General features: G+C 69.4%; 16 protein-coding genes. 9 read left to right on the top strand and 7 right to left on the bottom strand.

All coding sequences use genetic code 11. The annotated features are described in order from the left end of the window. Positions 1-3: 3 nt before the first annotated feature. The 5 genes from G6N61_RS15850 to G6N61_RS15830 are packed head-to-tail and all read left to right on the top strand — an operon-like array spanning position 4 to position 3,607. The gene (locus G6N61_RS15850) at positions 4-1,098 is read left to right on the top strand and encodes an ATP-grasp domain-containing protein (protein ID WP_163919370.1); all 1,095 of its coding nucleotides are present in this window, start codon (positions 4-6) and stop codon (positions 1,096-1,098) included. Then, a complete protein-coding gene (locus tag G6N61_RS15845; protein WP_163919369.1) occupies positions 1,095-1,559 on the top strand; it encodes an Rv0361 family membrane protein in 465 nt (154 codons plus the stop codon). Before G6N61_RS15850 ends, G6N61_RS15845 begins: the two co-directional genes overlap by 4 nt. Positions 1,560-1,578: 19 nt before the next feature. Further along, complete coding sequence (locus G6N61_RS15840) at positions 1,579-1,992, top strand: rhodanese-like domain-containing protein (protein WP_163919368.1); 414 nt, start codon at positions 1,579-1,581, stop codon at positions 1,990-1,992. Further along, a complete protein-coding gene (locus G6N61_RS15835; RefSeq protein WP_163919367.1) occupies positions 1,956-3,212 on the top strand; it encodes an O-succinylhomoserine sulfhydrylase in 1,257 nt (418 codons plus the stop codon). Before G6N61_RS15840 ends, G6N61_RS15835 begins: the two co-directional genes overlap by 37 nt. A gap of 2 nt (positions 3,213-3,214) precedes the next feature. Next, positions 3,215-3,607, top strand: coding sequence for a hypothetical protein (locus G6N61_RS15830; RefSeq protein ID WP_163919366.1), 393 nt, complete (start codon positions 3,215-3,217; stop codon positions 3,605-3,607). A 7-nt stretch (positions 3,608-3,614) separates the two neighbouring features. On the opposite strand, the gene G6N61_RS15825 is transcribed toward G6N61_RS15830, so the two are convergent. Beyond that, positions 3,615-4,469, bottom strand: a complete 855-nt coding sequence (locus G6N61_RS15825) for an SDR family oxidoreductase (RefSeq protein WP_163919365.1) — start codon at positions 4,467-4,469, stop codon at positions 3,615-3,617. A gap of 137 nt (positions 4,470-4,606) precedes the next feature. On the opposite strand from G6N61_RS15825, the gene G6N61_RS15820 reads away from it, so the two are divergent. From G6N61_RS15820 to G6N61_RS15810, 3 genes are all read left to right on the top strand, one after another. After that, on the top strand, positions 4,607-5,122 hold the full coding sequence (locus G6N61_RS15820; RefSeq protein WP_235887562.1) for a GNAT family N-acetyltransferase: 516 nt from the start codon (positions 4,607-4,609) through the stop codon (positions 5,120-5,122). Beyond that, entirely contained in the window at positions 5,119-6,234 is a 1,116-nt protein-coding gene (locus G6N61_RS15815; protein ID WP_163919364.1) for an LLM class flavin-dependent oxidoreductase, read from the top strand. The genes G6N61_RS15820 and G6N61_RS15815 overlap by 4 nt, the downstream gene beginning before the upstream one ends. Before the next feature lie 173 nt (positions 6,235-6,407). After that, positions 6,408-6,701 carry a hypothetical protein gene (locus G6N61_RS15810; RefSeq protein WP_308214992.1) on the top strand — a complete coding sequence of 98 codons (294 nt, stop codon included), beginning with the start codon at positions 6,408-6,410 and terminating at the stop codon, positions 6,699-6,701. Here the strand turns inward: G6N61_RS15810 and G6N61_RS15805 are convergent. Continuing rightward, positions 6,698-7,453, bottom strand: a complete 756-nt coding sequence (locus G6N61_RS15805) for a class I SAM-dependent methyltransferase (RefSeq protein WP_163919363.1) — start codon at positions 7,451-7,453, stop codon at positions 6,698-6,700. The genes G6N61_RS15810 and G6N61_RS15805 overlap by 4 nt on opposite strands. Before the next feature lie 7 nt (positions 7,454-7,460). Further along, a complete protein-coding gene (locus G6N61_RS15800; RefSeq protein WP_163919362.1) occupies positions 7,461-8,192 on the bottom strand; it encodes an MBL fold metallo-hydrolase in 732 nt (243 codons plus the stop codon). 59 nt (positions 8,193-8,251) lie between these two features. Between G6N61_RS15800 and fgd the strand changes: the two genes are divergently transcribed. Beyond that, the gene (fgd, locus tag G6N61_RS15795) at positions 8,252-9,262 is read left to right on the top strand and encodes a glucose-6-phosphate dehydrogenase (coenzyme-F420) (protein WP_163919361.1); all 1,011 of its coding nucleotides are present in this window, start codon (positions 8,252-8,254) and stop codon (positions 9,260-9,262) included. Here fgd and G6N61_RS15790 read toward each other — a convergent pair. The 4 genes from G6N61_RS15790 to G6N61_RS15775 are packed head-to-tail and all read right to left on the bottom strand — an operon-like array spanning position 9,259 to position 15,805. Continuing rightward, on the bottom strand, positions 9,259-10,956 hold the full coding sequence (locus G6N61_RS15790; RefSeq protein ID WP_235887561.1) for an ArnT family glycosyltransferase: 1,698 nt from the start codon (positions 10,954-10,956) through the stop codon (positions 9,259-9,261). The two genes, fgd and G6N61_RS15790, sit on opposite strands and share 4 nt — an antisense overlap. Before the next feature lie 4 nt (positions 10,957-10,960). Then, complete coding sequence (locus G6N61_RS15785; protein WP_163919360.1) at positions 10,961-12,907, bottom strand: hypothetical protein; 1,947 nt, start codon at positions 12,905-12,907, stop codon at positions 10,961-10,963. Further along, positions 12,904-14,325 (bottom strand): glycosyltransferase family 2 protein, encoded by a 1,422-nt coding sequence (locus tag G6N61_RS15780; protein WP_163919359.1) that lies wholly within the window; start codon positions 14,323-14,325, stop codon positions 12,904-12,906. The genes G6N61_RS15785 and G6N61_RS15780 overlap by 4 nt, the downstream gene beginning before the upstream one ends. After that, a complete protein-coding gene (locus tag G6N61_RS15775) occupies positions 14,318-15,805 on the bottom strand; it encodes a hypothetical protein (protein WP_163919358.1) in 1,488 nt (495 codons plus the stop codon). Before G6N61_RS15775 ends, G6N61_RS15780 begins: the two co-directional genes overlap by 8 nt. Between the last annotated feature and the right edge of the window lie 430 nt (positions 15,806-16,235).

The raw sequence follows: 16,235 nt of genomic DNA, 5'->3' as shown, positions 1-16,235 counted from the left end.
ACGATGAGTGAAACGACCGCGAGCCGTGCGGAACCGACCGTGATGCTGCTCGGCTCCAGCGTGCCAGGCCGCGACCTGGCGCTGGCCTTCGAGCGGCTCGGTGCCGCGGTGACGGAGATGGACCTCGCGGTGATCGGCGGTGCGCAGGAGGTGGGTGCGCGGATCGCGGCCGACCGGCCCGGCTACGTCGTCGCCGACTCCCCTGACGTTCCCGTCGACGTGCTGATCGCCGCCGCCGAACTCGACGGCGTCGACGTGTTCCCGACGCCTCGCAGCGCGCGGCTGTCCCTCGACAGGGAGGGCCTGCGCAAGCTCGCCGCCGACGAACTGGGCCTGCCCACCGTGCCGTTCTGGTTCGCAGGCTCGGCCGAGGAACTCGACGCCGTCGCGCAGCACGCGGGCTTCCCGCTGGTGGTGTCGCCGGTCGCCGGAGAGAGTTCGGCGGGCCGCTCGGTGCTGACCCGGCCGCAGGACGTCGAGCCCGCCTGGGCCCGGGCCACCGCGGCCAGCCCGTCACCCCCGCGGGTCATTGCGGAGACCGTCGTCGAGATCGACGACGAGGTCACGCTGCTGACCGCGCGCAGCATCGCGGCGTCCGGGCCGACGGTGCAGTTCAGCGAACCGATCGGCCATCGCCGCACCGACGGCGGGCCGCTCGAGGCGTGGCAGCCGCACGAGATGTCACCCGCGGCGCTCGATGCCGCGCGGTCCATCGCCGCGCGCATCGTGAACTCCCTCGGCGGTCGCGGTCTGTTCGGCGTGGACCTGCTGGTGCGTGGTGACGAGGTGTACTTCTCGCACGTGCGGCCCCGGCCAGAGGCGGTCGGGATGCTCACGCTGCGCTCGCAACGCCTTTCGCAGTTCGAACTGCACGCCAGGGCGATCCTCGGGTTGCCGCTCGACACGATCATGATCTCGCCCGCCGCGGCCGAGGTGCTCGACCGGCCCGCAGGCGGTCCGCTCGACGAGGCGCTGGCGGTGCAGGAGAGCGACGTCCGGGTGCGCGGCGGCCAGACCGTGGCCGTCGCGACGGCACCGGACGTGGTGCGGGCACGCGATCGCGCGCACCGGGTCTCCAGCGTGCTGCAGGCGCCGTGACCGATCCCGCCCCGGCCGCCGGAGAGCCGGAACCGGACGAGGATCGGCCCACCATCGCGCCGTTCCTCGGCGCGCTGGCGATCTTCAGCGCCATCGTGATCGCAATACTGGTGCTCAACGGAAACTCCGGTGACGGGCCGACACCGGAGCAGGACGTGGGGCGGGCCGCGGTCGCGCAGAACGACGCGCTGCAGCGCGCCGACTTCGCCGACTATCAGCGCTACACCTGTGCCCAACTCGACGGCGCGGAGTCCGACGTCCTTGCGCGGCAACGTGATTCGGTGGCCAAGCGGGGCGAGCGGTACGTCGACGACATCACCGAGGTGCGCATCGACGGCGATCAGGCGCGCGGCTTCGTGACCTACCACTTCGACAACGCCCCGGAGGAGACCGAGCGCGTCGAGGTGACCTTCGCGCGGGAGGCGGGAGCCTGGACGGTGTGTTCGCCGGGCCCCAGCTAGATATGGGAGACTCGCGACCGTGAGCTACGCGGGAGACATCACGCCGGAAGAGGCGTGGAAAGTGCTGGTCGAGAACCCCGACGCGGTACTCGTCGACTGCCGCACCGAGGCCGAGTGGCGCTTCGTCGGAGTGCCCGACATCTCGTCGTTGCAGCGCGATGTCGTCTACGTGGAGTGGAACCGGACCGACGGCAGCCACAACGACGGTTTCGTCGACGATCTGGTCGCCTCCGGTGTCACCCCCGGCGAACGTCCGGTGGTCTTCCTCTGCCGCTCGGGCAACCGGTCGATCGGCGCCGCGGAACAGGCGACCGAGGCGGGCATCGCACCGGCCTACAACGTGCTCGACGGGTTCGAGGGCAATCTCGACTCCGAGGGTCACCGCGGGTCGACCGGATGGAAGGCCGTTGGCCTGCCGTGGAGGCAGTCGTGAGCGAGACCGAGGGTCCCGTGCCGTCGGTACGCATCCCGAAACCACTGCCCGACGGCGTCAGCCAGGCCACCATCGGCGTGCGCGGCGGCCTGCTGCGATCGAACTTCGAGGAGACCTCCGAGGCGCTGTACCTGACGTCCGGGTACGTCTACGCCTCGGCGGGTGACGCCGAGAAGGCCTTCACCGGTGAGATCGACCGCTACGTCTACTCGCGCTACGGCAACCCCACCATCTCGATGTTCGAGGAGCGGCTGCGGCTGATCGAGGGTGCGCCCGCGGCGTTCGCGACGGCGACCGGCATGGCCGCGGTCTTCACGGGGCTCGGCGCGCTGCTCGGCGCGGGCGACCGGCTGGTCGCGGCGCGCAGCCTGTTCGGCTCGTGCTTCGTGGTCTGCAACGAGATCCTGCCCCGCTGGGGTGTAGAGACGGTGTTCGTCGACGGCGAGGACCTCGCCCAGTGGGAGGAGGCGCTCTCGGTCCCCACTCAGGCGGTGTTCTTCGAGACGCCGTCCAACCCCATGCAGTCGCTGGTCGACATCGAGGCGGTGTGCGAGTTGGCCCACGCGGCCGGCGCAAAGGTGGTGCTGGACAACGTGTTCGCCACCCCGCTGCTGCAGCAGGGCATCCCGCTGGGCGCAGACGTCGTCATCTACTCGGGCACCAAGCACATCGACGGCCAGGGTCGCGTGCTCGGCGGTGCGATCCTCGGCGACGAGGAGTTCATCGACGGTCCGGTGCAGAAGTTGATGCGCCACACGGGCCCGGCGATCAGTGCGTTCAACGCCTGGACGCTGCTCAAGGGCCTCGAGACGCTCGCGGTCCGCGTCGACTACTCCAACAGGTCCGCGCAGCGGGTGGCCGAGTTCCTCGAGGGCCATCCCGGCGTCAGCTGGGTGAAGTACCCGTTCCTGCCGTCGCACCCGCAGTACGACCTGGCGAAGCGGCAGATGAGCGGCGGCGGCACCGTGGTCACGTTCGAGCTGGCAGGCGGTTCCAAGGCGCGCGCGTTCGAGGTGCTCGACAAGCTGGAGCTGATCGACATCTCGAACAACCTCGGTGACGCCAAGACGTTGATCACCCACCCCGCCACCACGACTCACCGCGCGATGGGCCCGGAGGGACGCGCGGCGATCGGCCTCGGGGACGGTGTGGTTCGCGTGTCGATCGGCCTCGAGGGCACCGAGGACCTGATCGCGGACCTCGACCGGGCGCTGCGCTAGCCGTGTCCAAGTCCAGCGCGGCGAAGAAGGCAAGGCGCAAGAAGCGGGTCTCGACGCGCAACTCCCGCTGGATGCCCGCCGAGGTGCACGCCGACCTCGAGGCCGTCACCGAGTTGGACGCGCTGCTGATCGATCGCGGCTGGGAGTTCGACGAGGAGTTCTCCAACGCCGAGGTCGTGTCGTGGTTCTACCCGCCGTCGGCGGCCGAGATCGACGACGAGTCGCGCGAACCCGTGACCCGCATGTGGCTGACGAACTCCGAGGAGCAGCACGTGCTGCTCGTGGGCACGGGCCCCGACGACCACGACTACGTGTTCACGCACGACGAACTCGTCGAGTCGCTCGACGAACTCGAGGCGTATCGGGCCGGGGACCCGCTGCCCGCGAGCGGCTAGTCCTTCGCTAGTCCTTTTCCACGACGCCGAGGGACGCCTGCGCCCGGTCCTCGTAGCTCTTGCGTGCGGCCTGGTCGTACTCGAGGAACACGTTGTCGAGCCCGAGCTTCTTGTTCATCCACCGGCGGCCGCGCGGGCCGAGCATGGATGCCGCGGCAGCGGTGAACCGCAGCGGGGTCGGGACCGACACCATCGTCTTCGGCTTGTCGAGGGTCTTGACGATCGCGGCGGCGATGACCTCGGGCTCGACCGGCTTGGTGCCCGCGGTCTCCTTGGTGCCCGAGACCAATTGGGTGTTGGTGAACGGCGGCATGATGACCGACACCTCGACGCCGTGCGGGGCCATCTCGTCCGCGAGCGCCACGGAGAGGCCGACGACTGCGAACTTCGCGCCGACGTACACGACTTGCCCGGGGACCGGGATCATGCCCGACAGCGAGGCGATGTTGATGACGTGGCCGCGGCGGCGCTTCACCATCTCGGGCAGGGCGAGCTGGCAGCCGGCGAGCACGCCGTAGAAGTTGACCTCGATCGAGGAGCGGATCGACTGCTCGCTCTGCTCGAGGAACGGGCCGATGGGCATCACGCCTGCGTTGTTGATCAGCACGTCGATGTGCCCGGCGCCGTCGGTGCGGGCCTTGTCGAGGAAGACCTCGAACGATTCCCGGTCGGTGACGTCGAGCGGGTAGCCCGTCACCTGTCCGTAGCGGCCGAGTTCGGTGACGGCGCTCTCGAGCACCGCAACGTCGCGGTCGCCGATGACCACGCGTGCACCGCGTGCCAGCAATGCCTTCGCGGTGGCATGGCCGATGCCGCGGGCGGCGCCGGTGATCGCGATGGTCCTACCCCTGATGTTGTCCATGCGGCGAAACTTTACACCTGTCAACTTTTGGTTCCAAGTGCGTCCGCTCCGTGCCGGGGCAGCTGAGGGGTTTTGTTCGTGCTGACGCGATGTCGCCCGTTCGGAATGCCGCGGGCGGGTTCGCGTTGGACCCTGTCATGAGGCTAGAAACGGTGGTGATGAGCAATCCGACGTTCGTGCCGGTGAGTCAGGACGACCCGCTCGCAGAGCCCCTGCTGGCCGAGCTGGCCTACGAGTACGCCACCCGGTACGGCAGCACCATCGAGCGCGTCGGGAACTGGCTGCGCGGTTACCCGGCGGCCGAGTTCGCGGCGCCGGACGGCGCGATGGTGATCGGACACGTCGACGGCGTCCCCGTCACCGGCGGCGCGTTCCGCCGCTTCGACGACCGGACCGCCGAACTCAAGCGCATCTGGACCGACAGCAGGCACCGCCGGAGGGGCCACGCTCGTGCGCTGCTCGCGGTGCTGGAGGCCGACATCGCCGCCCGCGGGTACCGCCGCATCTACCTCACCACCGGCGACAAGCAGCCGGAGGCCGAGGCGCTGTACCTGGCGACGGGTTACCGCAGACTGGCCGAACCGCTCGAGGAGCAGGGCGAGGGCTACCCGGTGGCGTTCCTGAAGGACCTCCCGGACGGCGGACGGCGATGACGGTCCCGCTGTCGATCCTCGACCTGTCGCCGATCAGCGAGGGCAGCGACGCCGCGTCAGCGCTGCGCAACACCGTCGACCTCGCCCGACATGCCGAGGGTTGGGGCTTCCAGCGCTACTGGGTGGCCGAGCACCACTTCGTCGCGGTGGCCAGTTCGTCGCCCGCGGTGCTGATCGGCCAGATCGCCGCTGCCACCGAGCGGATCCACGTCGGGGCGGCCGCCGTGCAACTCGGCCACACCACCGCGGTCGCGGCGGTCGAGAGCTTCGGCACGCTCGACGCCTTCTTCCCAGGGCGCATCGACCTCGGCGTCGGCAGGTCCGGTCAGCGTCGCCGCGAGGCGCTCGCCGCGCCCCCGCCGAAGGCACCCGCCGCCCCGGCGCAGTGGCGCGACGTCGACGGCGTGGTGGTACCCGCGCCGTTCGACGTGAGCGCGCAGTTCCGCAACCCGACGCTGGTCGCGCGGATGGGGGCGCTGCAGCAGCCCCGCGCCGAGTCGCCGGACTTCGCCACGCAGGTCGACGACATCCTCGCGATGCTCGACGGCGGTTTTGCGGCCAACGGCATCGAGAGCCACGTGGTGCCGGGGGAGCGAGCGCCGTTGCGGCCGTGGGTCTTCGGCAGCAGCAAGGGCCAGAGCGCGGAGGTCGCCGGGTCCCGCGGCCTGCCCTTCGTGGCGAGCTACCACATCACGCCCGCGACGGCGCTGGATGCCGTCGACGCCTACCGCAACGCCTTCCGGCCGTCGCAGGCGCTGCCCGAGCCCTACGTCGTCGTGTCGGCGGACGTGGTGGTGGCCGACGACCACGACACCGCAGTGCACCTCGCGTCGTCGTACGGCCGCTGGGTGCATTCGATCCGCGCGGGCAACGGGGCGGTGCCCTACCCCAGCCCGGACCGGTGCGAGCCGCTCACCCCCGAACAGGTCGAGGTCGTGAAGGACCGCACCGCAACGCAATTCGTCGGCGACCCCGACGAAGTGGCCCACCGGCTGGAGGCGCTGCAGCGGGTGACCGCGGCCGACGAACTGGTCGTCACGTCGGTCACCCATCGGCACGCCGACCGCCTTCGCTCCCACGAACTGCTCGCCAAGCGCTGGGGCCTGCACTAGGGGGTGGTCGCCGAGTGGCCAGTTGTGCTACGCCAAACGCCGAAATGCGTGACATAAGTGGCCACTCGGCGATGGCTTAGACTTCTGCGCCAACCCTCTCCGCTGCGGCCCGCACTCGCCATATTCGCTGAGAGCACCGTGCGCGGACGGCCGACCGCCTAACCTCGGTTGGTGTGCTGACGCAACTCGCGGTGGGGTGGCTGCTCTTGCTTGCCGCCGTGCTCGCGTTCGTCGGCGGATTCGTGGTCCGCACCCTGGTCGGCAGGCACCGCGAACGCTCGGGGATCCGGAAGGTCGTCGGCGGCTTGCGGGGCAACGTCGTCGGGCGGGTGTTGTTCGGCCCGGTCACCGAGGACGCGCTCGACGACGAGGAACTCGACCAGTTGATCCTCATGCCCGCGATCACCGTGTCGTGCGGCCTGTGCCTGACGTCGATCTTCCTGCTCGGCTACGAGGTGCTCACCTAGTCGAGCAGCGTGCCGACCACGGCCAGCGCGTCGTTCCTCGCGTCGACCCCGGCATCCCCGATGACGTCTGCCAACCGACGCCGCAGTAGGGCCTGCGCGTCGGGGTCCAAGGTCAGCACGTTCGAGTACGTCGTGACGAGGTCCACCCAGTCCGTGGGGGCGTAGTGCAGCAGCTCGACGAACTGCCGGCGCTCGGCGGTGAAGCCTGCGCCTGCGAGCAGCGGGCCGATCCGGTCGGCATCCTCGACGCCCACCGACGGCCGCCGCCAATCGTCGAGCAGGCCGGCATACGCCGCGTCGAACTCCTCGCGGCTGGGACGCACCGACGCGATGCGGTTCCACAGCATGGCGACCCGGCCACCCGGCCGCAGCACCCCCGCGACCTTGGTCAGCGCCGACGTCGGCTCGACCCAGTGGAACGACTGCGCGAACACCACGACATCGAACGTCCGCCCGGCCGGATCCCAGGACTCGAACGGCGACACCTCGACGTCGATGCCCTTGTCGGCAGCGAGCCGCGTCATCTGCGAATCGGGTTCGACGGCAAGGACTTCGGCGCCGGCGTCGAGCAGCTGACGGGAGGCGATGCCGGTGCCCGCGCCCACGTCGAGCACCCGCGCGCCCCGCCGGTCGACCAGACCGGCGATCATCGCCTCCGGGTAGCGGGGCCGGTGGCTGTCGTACCGCTGCGCCGCGGCGCCGAACGACCCTGCCCGACGGGTGTCGCGGTGCAGTGGCGCCTGGTCGGTCATCGGGCGGTCAGAGCGCGGCGGCGCGTTCGGCCGCCTCCCGGATCGGCCCGCGCCACACGGGTCCATGGCCCGGCAGCACCACGTCGGCGTCGAGCATGCCGAGCGCACCCAGGCTGCGCTCGCAACTGTCCTGGTCGTGGTTGAACAGACCGGGGAGCAGTTGCGGTCCGTGGAGCTTCGAGACCGGATGTCCGGTGACGAGCGCGTCGCCGCTGACGAGCACGCCGTCGACGAGATAGGAGCAGTGCCCACCGGTGTGACCGGGTGTGGGGATGGACATCGGCGTGCCGGGCAGCGCGGCGGCCACCTCTTCGGTCAGTGCGTGGGCGGTGGGGATGCCCGCGCGTCGCAGCGCGCCCTTGAAGCCGATGGTCATCGACCACTTCAGGTACCGCGGCCGCCAGAGTTTCCCGATCAGACTCCCGATGGACACCTGCTCCAGGTACTCGCGGTGCGCGTGGCCCACCTCGGCGGCATGACAGAACACCGGTGTGCCATGGGTTTTCGCGAACCAGATCGCCGACCCGAAGTGGTCGACGTGCGCGTGGGTCAGCAGGAACGCGTGGATGTCGTCGATCCCGTAGCCGAGCTGGCGGACCGAGTCGATGACCTCGTCGCGCTGGCCGGGGAAACCGGCATCGATGACTAGTACACCGCTGTCGTCGGTAACGAGGGTCCAGTTCACCAACTCGGTCTGCGCGAAGTGCACGGAGTCGGTGATGGCCGTGAGAGCCGCCATGCGGCGAGTGTAGCGAGACGGGTGGAATATCCCGCCGACGTCAGGAGTAGAAAAGAAGCGTGGCTGAACTCAAATTGGGATACAAGGCATCAGCAGAGCAGTTCGCCCCGCGCGAACTCGTGGAACTGGCCGTGGAGGCCGAGGCGCACGGCATGGACAGCGCCACGGTCAGCGACCACTTTCAGCCCTGGCGGCACGAGGGCGGGCACGCTCCGTTCTCGCTCGCCTGGATGACGGCCGTCGGCGAGCGGACCAAGCGACTGACCCTCGGCACCTCGGTGCTGACCCCGACCTTCCGCTACAACCCGGCGGTGATCGCGCAGGCGTTCGCGACCATGGGCTGCCTGTACCCGGACCGGATCTTCCTCGGTGTCGGCACCGGTGAGTCGCTCAACGAGATCGCCACCGGCTACGAGGGCGAGTGGCCGGAGTTCAAAGAGCGCTACGCGCGGCTGCGCGAGTCGGTGCGGCTGATGCGCGAGCTGTGGCTCGGCGACCGCGTCGACTTCGACGGTGAGTACTACAAGACCAAGGGCGCCTCGATCTACGACGTGCCCGAGGGCGGCATCCCGATCTACATCGCCGCCGGCGGCCCGCAGGTGGCCAAGTACGCCGGCCGCGCGGGCGACGGCTTCATCTGCACCTCCGGCAAGGGTGAGGAGCTGTACAAGGACAAGCTCATCCCGGCGGTGAAGGAGGGCGAGGAGGCCGCGGGCAAGGCACCCGACGCGATCGACCGGATGATCGAGATCAAGATCTCCTACGACACCGATCCCGAGCTGGCGTTGGAGAACACCCGGTTCTGGGCGCCGCTGTCGCTCACCGCGGAGCAGAAGACAAACATCCACGATCCGCTCGAGATGGAGAAGGCCGCCGACGAGCTGCCCATCGAGCAGGTGGCCAAGCGCTGGATCGTCGCCTCCGATCCCGACGAGGCCGTCGAGAAGGTCAAGGACTACGTGGACTGGGGCCTCAACCACCTCGTGTTCCACGCGCCGGGACACGATCAGCGCCGCTTCCTCGAGCTGTTCCAGCGCGATCTGGAGCCGCGCCTGCGCAAGCTGGGCTAGCCGACGGGAGCCGTCGGGCCACCGGTGATGCGGTAGACGCGGAAGCGTTCGTCGCCGGTGGCGCCGTAGACCGAGTGCACGAGGGTGCCGAGGCCTGCTCCGTCGTTCCACAGGCTGGGGTAGCGCACGTTGAGTGCGTCGGCGTCGCTGATCACGGGGTTGCTCGCGACGATGTAGCGCACGCCGAAGTCCCACGGCCGGTTCATCACCGGGTTGAAGTCGTAGTCGCTGGTGATGACGAACTGCCTCGGGTTGTTCGACGACAGCCAGATCCCCCAGGTGTTGAACGTGTCCATGAGCACCGAGCCCTCGGGCAGGTGCCTGCGGTCGAAGTAGTCGGCGAGCGATCGGTCGTTGACCATCAGCCTGCGGAACCATTGTTCGGTCGGCGGGTAGCGCTGGGGATCGGCCAGCGACTTGAGCCCGAACTGCAACTGCTGGTTGCCGATTCGTTCGTCGGACATCGCCCGCACGGTGACCGGGATGCCGATGAGCAGCGATGCGGCCAGCAGCGCGGCGCCGACCCGACTGACCAGGTCGCCGGCTCGCCAGCGGGCCGGTTCGTCGTCGTGCGGCGTCCAGCATGCCAGCGCGACGCAGACGACGAGCGGTATCGCCAACAGGTAGAACCGGAACCAGCCGAACGTCGTCGACGAGTACTGGCTCCACGCCGCGAAGGCCAGCACCGGGCCCATGGTCGCGATCGGTACCAGGACGGCGACGTTGCGCCGCAAGGCCGCCACCACGACCGCGCCCGCCACCGCGACACCCAGGAACGGCTGCATGCCTAGCAGTCGGGCGCCGATGACCACCCAGTCGTCGGACGCCGCCTGCCCCAACGGCCCACCGCGTTCGGCCGCTCCCGCCACCTGGCTGCCGTTGCCGTACTGCGACGACAGCGTCGCGAACAGTTCGCCCGACACCACCCATCCGGTGACCGCCCAGATGGTGAAGGCGCACGTGAGCGGGAACATGACGATGACCACGCTCAGGATCGCCGAGTCGAACCGCCCGGACGATCGCGCACGCCGGAACGCGATCACGGCGACCAGGGCGGCGGCACCCACCGCGGCGGGCACCACCTCGTACCGGGCGAGGTAGCCGAGGCCGAGAGCGATTCCCGCCCAGGCCAGGTCGCCGACTCGGTCGTGGCGGATCCACTGCATCAGGTGGCGGATGCACCACAGCAGGAAGAACGTCTCGGCGGCCTCGCTCATCCCGGACGCGCCGTAGACGACGATCATGGGCTGCAGCGCGAAGCAGGCGACTGCCAGCCAGCGCCACGCGGCGCCCACGGCACGGTCGAGCGCGATCCGGCGGACCATCAGCGCCGCGCCCGCCATGAACAGCGCGCTCTGCACGACCGATGCCAGCCCGTGGGTCTTCAGTTCGGGCCACCATCGGCTGAATTGCAGCACCGGGATCTCGACCATGCTGGGCAGAGGATTCCAGACGAACCCGATCGCCGAGAGGTGCGGCTGCCGACTGAACACCACGTAGCCGGCATTGGCCACTCGGGACGTCGCGTCGGGGTCGAACATGTTGTAGCGCAACACCAGAATGGTGCCGATGGTGAAGTACAGCGCGCTGAGGCCGACGAACAGTACCACGCCGCCACCGCGTCGCGACGACCGGGGCCCTTCGGCGACGTCACTCGTCGCCGGCGGGGTCGGCGCGACCGCGGTGACCGTCACGAGGTCACCGCCTGACACGGCGGTGACGCACCACGAGCGTCGAGGCGACACCGATCACGGCGGCCACGCCCAGCGACAGGCTGAGCCAGGCCCACCACTTCCAGCCGTCGCCGGGGTACTCGTTCATCAACCCGCCGCCCTCGCGCACGGTCAGGTTGACCGCTTGAGCCGCAGGGCCGGTCGCGACGACGTCCCCGGTCAGCGACGCCCACCGGTTGGGGAGGCCACGGACGTAGTCGAAGCTGCGGTCTACCAGCGACCAGTCCTGGGTCCCGGAGATCGCCAGAACCGAGCGGCCGTTCTGGGTGAACGCCTGCACGACGCCGAGCGCACCATTGACGTCGATGTCGGTGGCGAGGCTTCCGTTCACGCCCGCCGAGGTCGACTTGCCCGGCAGCAGTGGCGGCTTCATGCCGGCCTTGGCCAGCTCGTCGCCGCCGGTGACCACGAGAAGCCCGGTGCCGGAGGCGACGCCGTCGGCGAAGGTGGTGATCTGGGGCCGCAGCGTGATCCCGGTCTGCTGGCCCATCAGGTTGATGGCCTGCCCGGCGAAGCGGATCCGGTCGGGGCTGTCGATCGCAACGCCGAAGTCGGGGGTGAATGCCATTGGCAGCACGGGGAATCCGCCCCGGTTGCGGGTGCCCGGCGTGACGGTGACCGTCGAGGACGGGTCGAGCGCGAACGTGATGCGGTCGTTCATCGGTGCGCACTCCTGGCGGGGTACGTACCGGATCTCGAGCGCCATGCCGACGTTGGAGCTGATCGATTCGGCGGGGATGTCGCCGGTCACGTCGAGCCTGCCGGACTCGTCGAGGCGGTGGGTGGCCAGCACCGTCGAGCCCGAGCGGATCAGCACCGACGCCTCGCCGCCGACGACAGGGGTGTAGGTCGCCTTGACGTGCACCTCGGCGTTGGTGATGGGCCCGACGCCGAACACGCTGGCGTCGAATCCGGCGTACATCGTGGTGGTGCCCTGGGCCGACGTCTGTCCGGTCATGCCGAGTTGCGCGAAGGTCTTGATGTTCGTGGACTGCGCATGGGCCTGCTGCGTGTCGAGCACCGTCGCGGTGGCGGTCTGGGCGAGCGCCACGCGCCTGTCGGCGAACATGTCGACCTGACGGACCAATTGGTCACCCGTACCGGTGATGGCCAGGACGGCCGACGGCGTGCCGGGGTTCTCCACCACCATGCCTGCCTTGCCCCCGTCGCGGATGTCGATCACCCTGCGGGAGAACGTCACCGGCGGTGGCGGACCGTCGAACGTCGCGATGTCGATGCGGACCGGCATCGGCCGGTACAGGTGCGTGAGTTCGGCGACGAGGTCCAGGGCGGCCTGCTGTTGACTCGTCGTGGGCGTGGATCCGACCCGCACGACGACCTGGTCGAGGTAACCGGGGAGGAAGTCGGCCACCGTCACCGGATCGGGCGTGGGTCCGGAGTAGGAGGTGGCGAGCTGGTTCAGCGTCACCGCAGGCGGCTGTGAGCAGCTCGTGATCGACGGATTCGAGTCGCGCAGCACGAATCTCAGGGTCGCGCGGCCCTCGGTGACCTGTGCCGCCGACAGGTCGACGCTGAACGGCACCGTGGCGAGGTCGACGGGTACGACGACGCTGCCGAGCACGACGCCGCGTCCGTCGAGCACGTCCACGCGGCCGTTGCTGACGTTGACCACCGATCCGATCTGACCCACCAGCACGGTCGGGCCGACACCGGCCGGCACCGGAACCGACGTCTCCACCGGCTGATTCGAGCCGATCAGGTCCAGCCGGTCGGACAGGCCGAGCTGGGTCCAGGTGATCGGTGGCGTCACGCCGGGCCCCGTGGGCTCCGACGGCTCGGACACCGCGGCGGCGTACGGTTCGGCCACTGCCACCGGCCCGTTGAAGGCCTGGGCGGCAACCGCACCGACGACGAGCGGGATCGCCAGCGCCTTGAGGAGTAGGGGTTTCATTCGATGACCTCCGTTGGTCTGGCTGAAGCGGTCGGTTCGGTGGGATGGTCGAGCCCGTGCACGGTCTTCTCCCAGAAGAACGGCCGGAACAGCAACTGGTAGAGCGCCTTCACCGCGGCGACCGACTGGAGGATCCAGTACAGCGGCGCCAGCAGCGCGGCCCACCACAGGTAGGGCTTGCCGAGTGCCTGGGTCACCACCAGCCCGGTGAAGATCGACAGCGGCGCCCCGATCAGGAACAGCGCGAGGCAGACGTAGTAGGTGACCGGCGGGAACAGCGAGCCGATGAAGTCGGGCCTGCCGAGCACCCACACCAGCATGCTGAACCAGAACACGAGGTTGAACGCGCTCGTCAGCGGGACGCCGCCGGTCATGTTGATCATCCGCAGCGTGGCCTTGACGCCGATCTCGCGACGCAGCAGCGCCGGGTTGCGCAGGTGCACCAGCATCGTCTGCAGATAGCCCTTGTACCAACGGGATCGTTGACGGATCCAGTTCACGACGTCGGAGTTGGCCTCCTCCAACGTGATCGAGTCCAGGATGAGAGTGCGGTAGCCGTGCCGAGCCAGTCGCACGCCGAGGTCGGCGTCCTCGGTGACGTTGAACTCGTCCCAGCCGCCGATGGCCCGCCACACCGCGGTCGGCATGTGGTTGGACGTGCCGCCCAGCGGAACCACGCACCGCGACTCCTCGACGGCGGGCAGCACGACGCCGAACCACTGGTCGTATTCGAGTGAGAACCAGCGGGTGAGCAGGTTCTGCTTCTCGTTGAAGTAGCCGAGTCGCGCCTGCAGGCAACCGATTTCGGACGGTACGCGTCGGAAGCCGGCGACGGCGCGACGCAGCTGCAAGGGGTCGGGCACGTCCTCGGCGTCGTAGATCGTGACGAATTCGCCGCGCAGGTCGGGTAGCGACATCCCGTAGTTGCACGCCTTCGGCTTCGTCTTGGGCATGCTGTGCGGGACGAGGACGATGCGGGTGGACTGCAGATCGGCGCCCAGTAGCGCGGTCTGGGTGGCGATGTCGTCCTCTTCGACCAGCAGCAGGATCTCGAGCTTGTCGACGGGGTAGTCGAGTCGGCCCACGCCGTTGATGAGGTTGGCGACGATGGTCGGCTCGTCGTAGACGGGCAACAGCACGGTGTAGACCGGCAGTTCGGCATCGGGCAGCGCGAGCGCCTCCTCGGCGTCGACGTGGACCAGCGCCGACGACCGGAGTCCGCGCAGCAGCAGGTAGTTGCGGTCGATCGTCGAGGCGAGGTAGAGCGACGCCATCAGCCCGGCGAGCAGTGGCGGGATCACGTGCGGCCATACGACGGCGGCAAGGAGCACGCCGAGCGCGACGGCGCCGAACCGGAGCAACGAGGCCGGCCCCAGGATGCTGCGCGCCGAGAGGTGCGCGGACAGTTGGTCAGTCATCGGTCGGCGCTTCCGCGGCGACGTCGGCGGGCGGTGCCAACAGGCTCATCACCTGGGTGGCACGTTGGCTGACGCGGGGATCGATGGTGCCTGCGGCGTTGGGCTGTTGGCGGGCGATCCACAGTGCCGGGCGCACGGCGGTCTGCAGCAGTGACAGGGGTTGGGGTGCAGGCGGCGTCCGATCACCGCCGATGGTCTGGCTCACGACGACCGTGACGCGTTGGCTGAGCGCTCCGGCGCGCCACGTCCACATGACCGCGTACCAGTCGTTGCCCGTGCCATCGGTCGCGGCGTCGGCGTTGGTGTGGATCGCGCGGGCGCCGGGCGGCACCGACGGGCCGGTGATGGGGTGGTAGTCCAGTGGACGGCTGGTCGGATACCAGACCGCGTCGGCGAAGTCGTCGAGTGCCGCCGGGTCGGACGTCGTCATCACGTCCACCGCCGCTGCGGGCGCGACGGCGCTGCCGGGAAGGTCGTAGCGAACGAGGGTCGACTGCGGACCGAGGAAGTCGGTGATGAAGGGGAACGATGTCGGTGTCGTCAGGTCGGCACGGTCGGCCCAGTCGGCGTCGACCGTCGGCATCGTGGTCGGACGCACGGCGACGGGCGTGGTGGCCAGCAGTGCCACCGCCGTTGCCCCGAGTATCACCAGCGAAGTCAGCGACCTCCGTGGCAGTGAACGGCTAGCGGACGGCGCGTCGTTGATCGACGCCCCGGTCACCCGCGTCAGGACGACCGTCGCCGCGACGGGGATCAGCCCGCCGGCCACGAGCACGGTCGGCAGCACACCGAGGCGGTCACCGACTGCGACCACGACTCCTCCGGCGATCGCGAGGGAGCCGAGCGCGACGCACGACCGGATTCCCGCGGGCGCCCACCGGCCGGCCAGGAACACCGCGAGCGCACCCATGGCCGCGGTGGCCACGCCGTAGGCGATGTCCGACCCGCCCAGACCTGCCGTTGCCAGCATGAAGGGAAGTGGTGTGGCAAAGCCGATGGCGAAGGCCCAGAGGGCCCACATCCGCACGGTGTGGCGCACGCCGAACATCACCGCCACCGCGCAGGCGAGCCAGACGACGATCGCGAGCAGGTGCAGTCGCCATAGGCCGGCCAGCGACTCCGCCCTGTCGCTGAGCAGGTGAATAACGGTCATCCCGGCGACGCCGAGCAGGGTGGCGATGATCCAGTCGGACTCCGAGTCGCTGACCCCGCGGGGCGCCGAGCGGTACCCGGCGGCGATCATCGCCAGCAGTAGGGGGATCACGACGAGGTAGGTGGCGCGTGAGCCCGCGATGGCGTCGGTGAGGATTTGCTGGTAGCTGGCGGAGTAGGCGACGGCGCTCAACGCGACGACCGCGACGACGCGCTGCCAGCCGGGTAGGTCGAAGTGCGTCGCGACGATCGGTGCCGGGGTCTCGGGCGCCGGACCGGTCGATGCGGGAGCATGCCCCGAGATGACGGCGCCGTCGGCGTGTGGCATGGATTCCCCCGGAATGTGGATGCGTCGTCAATCGACCCAGATGCCCGGTGGTCGACCACCGGGGTGACCCGGCAGATATTGACGCTGACAGAAAAATACTAAGACAGGTATTTTTAGCAAACTGTATGGATGTTACTGTGATCTTGCTCACAAGAGGTTTGGAACCGGCCGGGTCCGGGACGTGACGGCGTTGCGGTCCACCCGTCGAGAGCCGTGATCGGATCCCGCGGCGAAGCGTCGAGCGCATCCCGGCAACACCGGTCGCCGAGGGCCGCGTCACTGCACCGCCTCATGCGCGAGAGTCGTCGAATTTATACTCCTGCAACGGATTACGTCAGGATGAGGAACCAGGCCGCAGTACGGCAGCTGCAGCGCCCTGCCCGCCGGCGACTCGGTGCGTGGCTTCCCGTTCGCCAACCGTCCGACCCGC

It is taken from the genome of Mycolicibacterium arabiense, from assembly GCF_010731815.2.
GTDB lineage: Bacteria > Actinomycetota > Actinomycetes > Mycobacteriales > Mycobacteriaceae > Mycobacterium > Mycobacterium arabiense.
The sequence above is the reverse complement of the archived record's forward strand: the minus strand, read 5'-3'. Positions and strand labels throughout refer to the sequence as shown.

What these genes read in the sequence shown, in the direction of transcription:
- G6N61_RS15850 (WP_163919370.1), top strand. Translation starts at nt 4, where the DNA reads ATGAGTGAAACGACCGCGAGCCGTGCGGAACCGACCGTGATGCTGCTC.
- G6N61_RS15835 (WP_163919367.1), top strand. Translation starts at nt 1,956, where the DNA reads ATGGAAGGCCGTTGGCCTGCCGTGGAGGCAGTCGTGAGCGAGACCGAG.
- G6N61_RS15825 (WP_163919365.1), bottom strand. Translation starts at nt 4,469, where the DNA reads ATGGACAACATCAGGGGTAGGACCATCGCGATCACCGGCGCCGCCCGC.
- G6N61_RS15820 (WP_235887562.1), top strand. Translation starts at nt 4,607, where the DNA reads ATGAGGCTAGAAACGGTGGTGATGAGCAATCCGACGTTCGTGCCGGTG.
- G6N61_RS15815 (WP_163919364.1), top strand. Translation starts at nt 5,119, where the DNA reads ATGACGGTCCCGCTGTCGATCCTCGACCTGTCGCCGATCAGCGAGGGC.
- G6N61_RS15805 (WP_163919363.1), bottom strand. Translation starts at nt 7,453, where the DNA reads ATGACCGACCAGGCGCCACTGCACCGCGACACCCGTCGGGCAGGGTCG.
- G6N61_RS15800 (WP_163919362.1), bottom strand. Translation starts at nt 8,192, where the DNA reads ATGGCGGCTCTCACGGCCATCACCGACTCCGTGCACTTCGCGCAGACC.
- G6N61_RS15785 (WP_163919360.1), bottom strand. Translation starts at nt 12,907, where the DNA reads ATGAAACCCCTACTCCTCAAGGCGCTGGCGATCCCGCTCGTCGTCGGT.
- G6N61_RS15780 (WP_163919359.1), bottom strand. Translation starts at nt 14,325, where the DNA reads ATGACTGACCAACTGTCCGCGCACCTCTCGGCGCGCAGCATCCTGGGG.
- G6N61_RS15775 (WP_163919358.1), bottom strand. Translation starts at nt 15,805, where the DNA reads ATGCCACACGCCGACGGCGCCGTCATCTCGGGGCATGCTCCCGCATCG.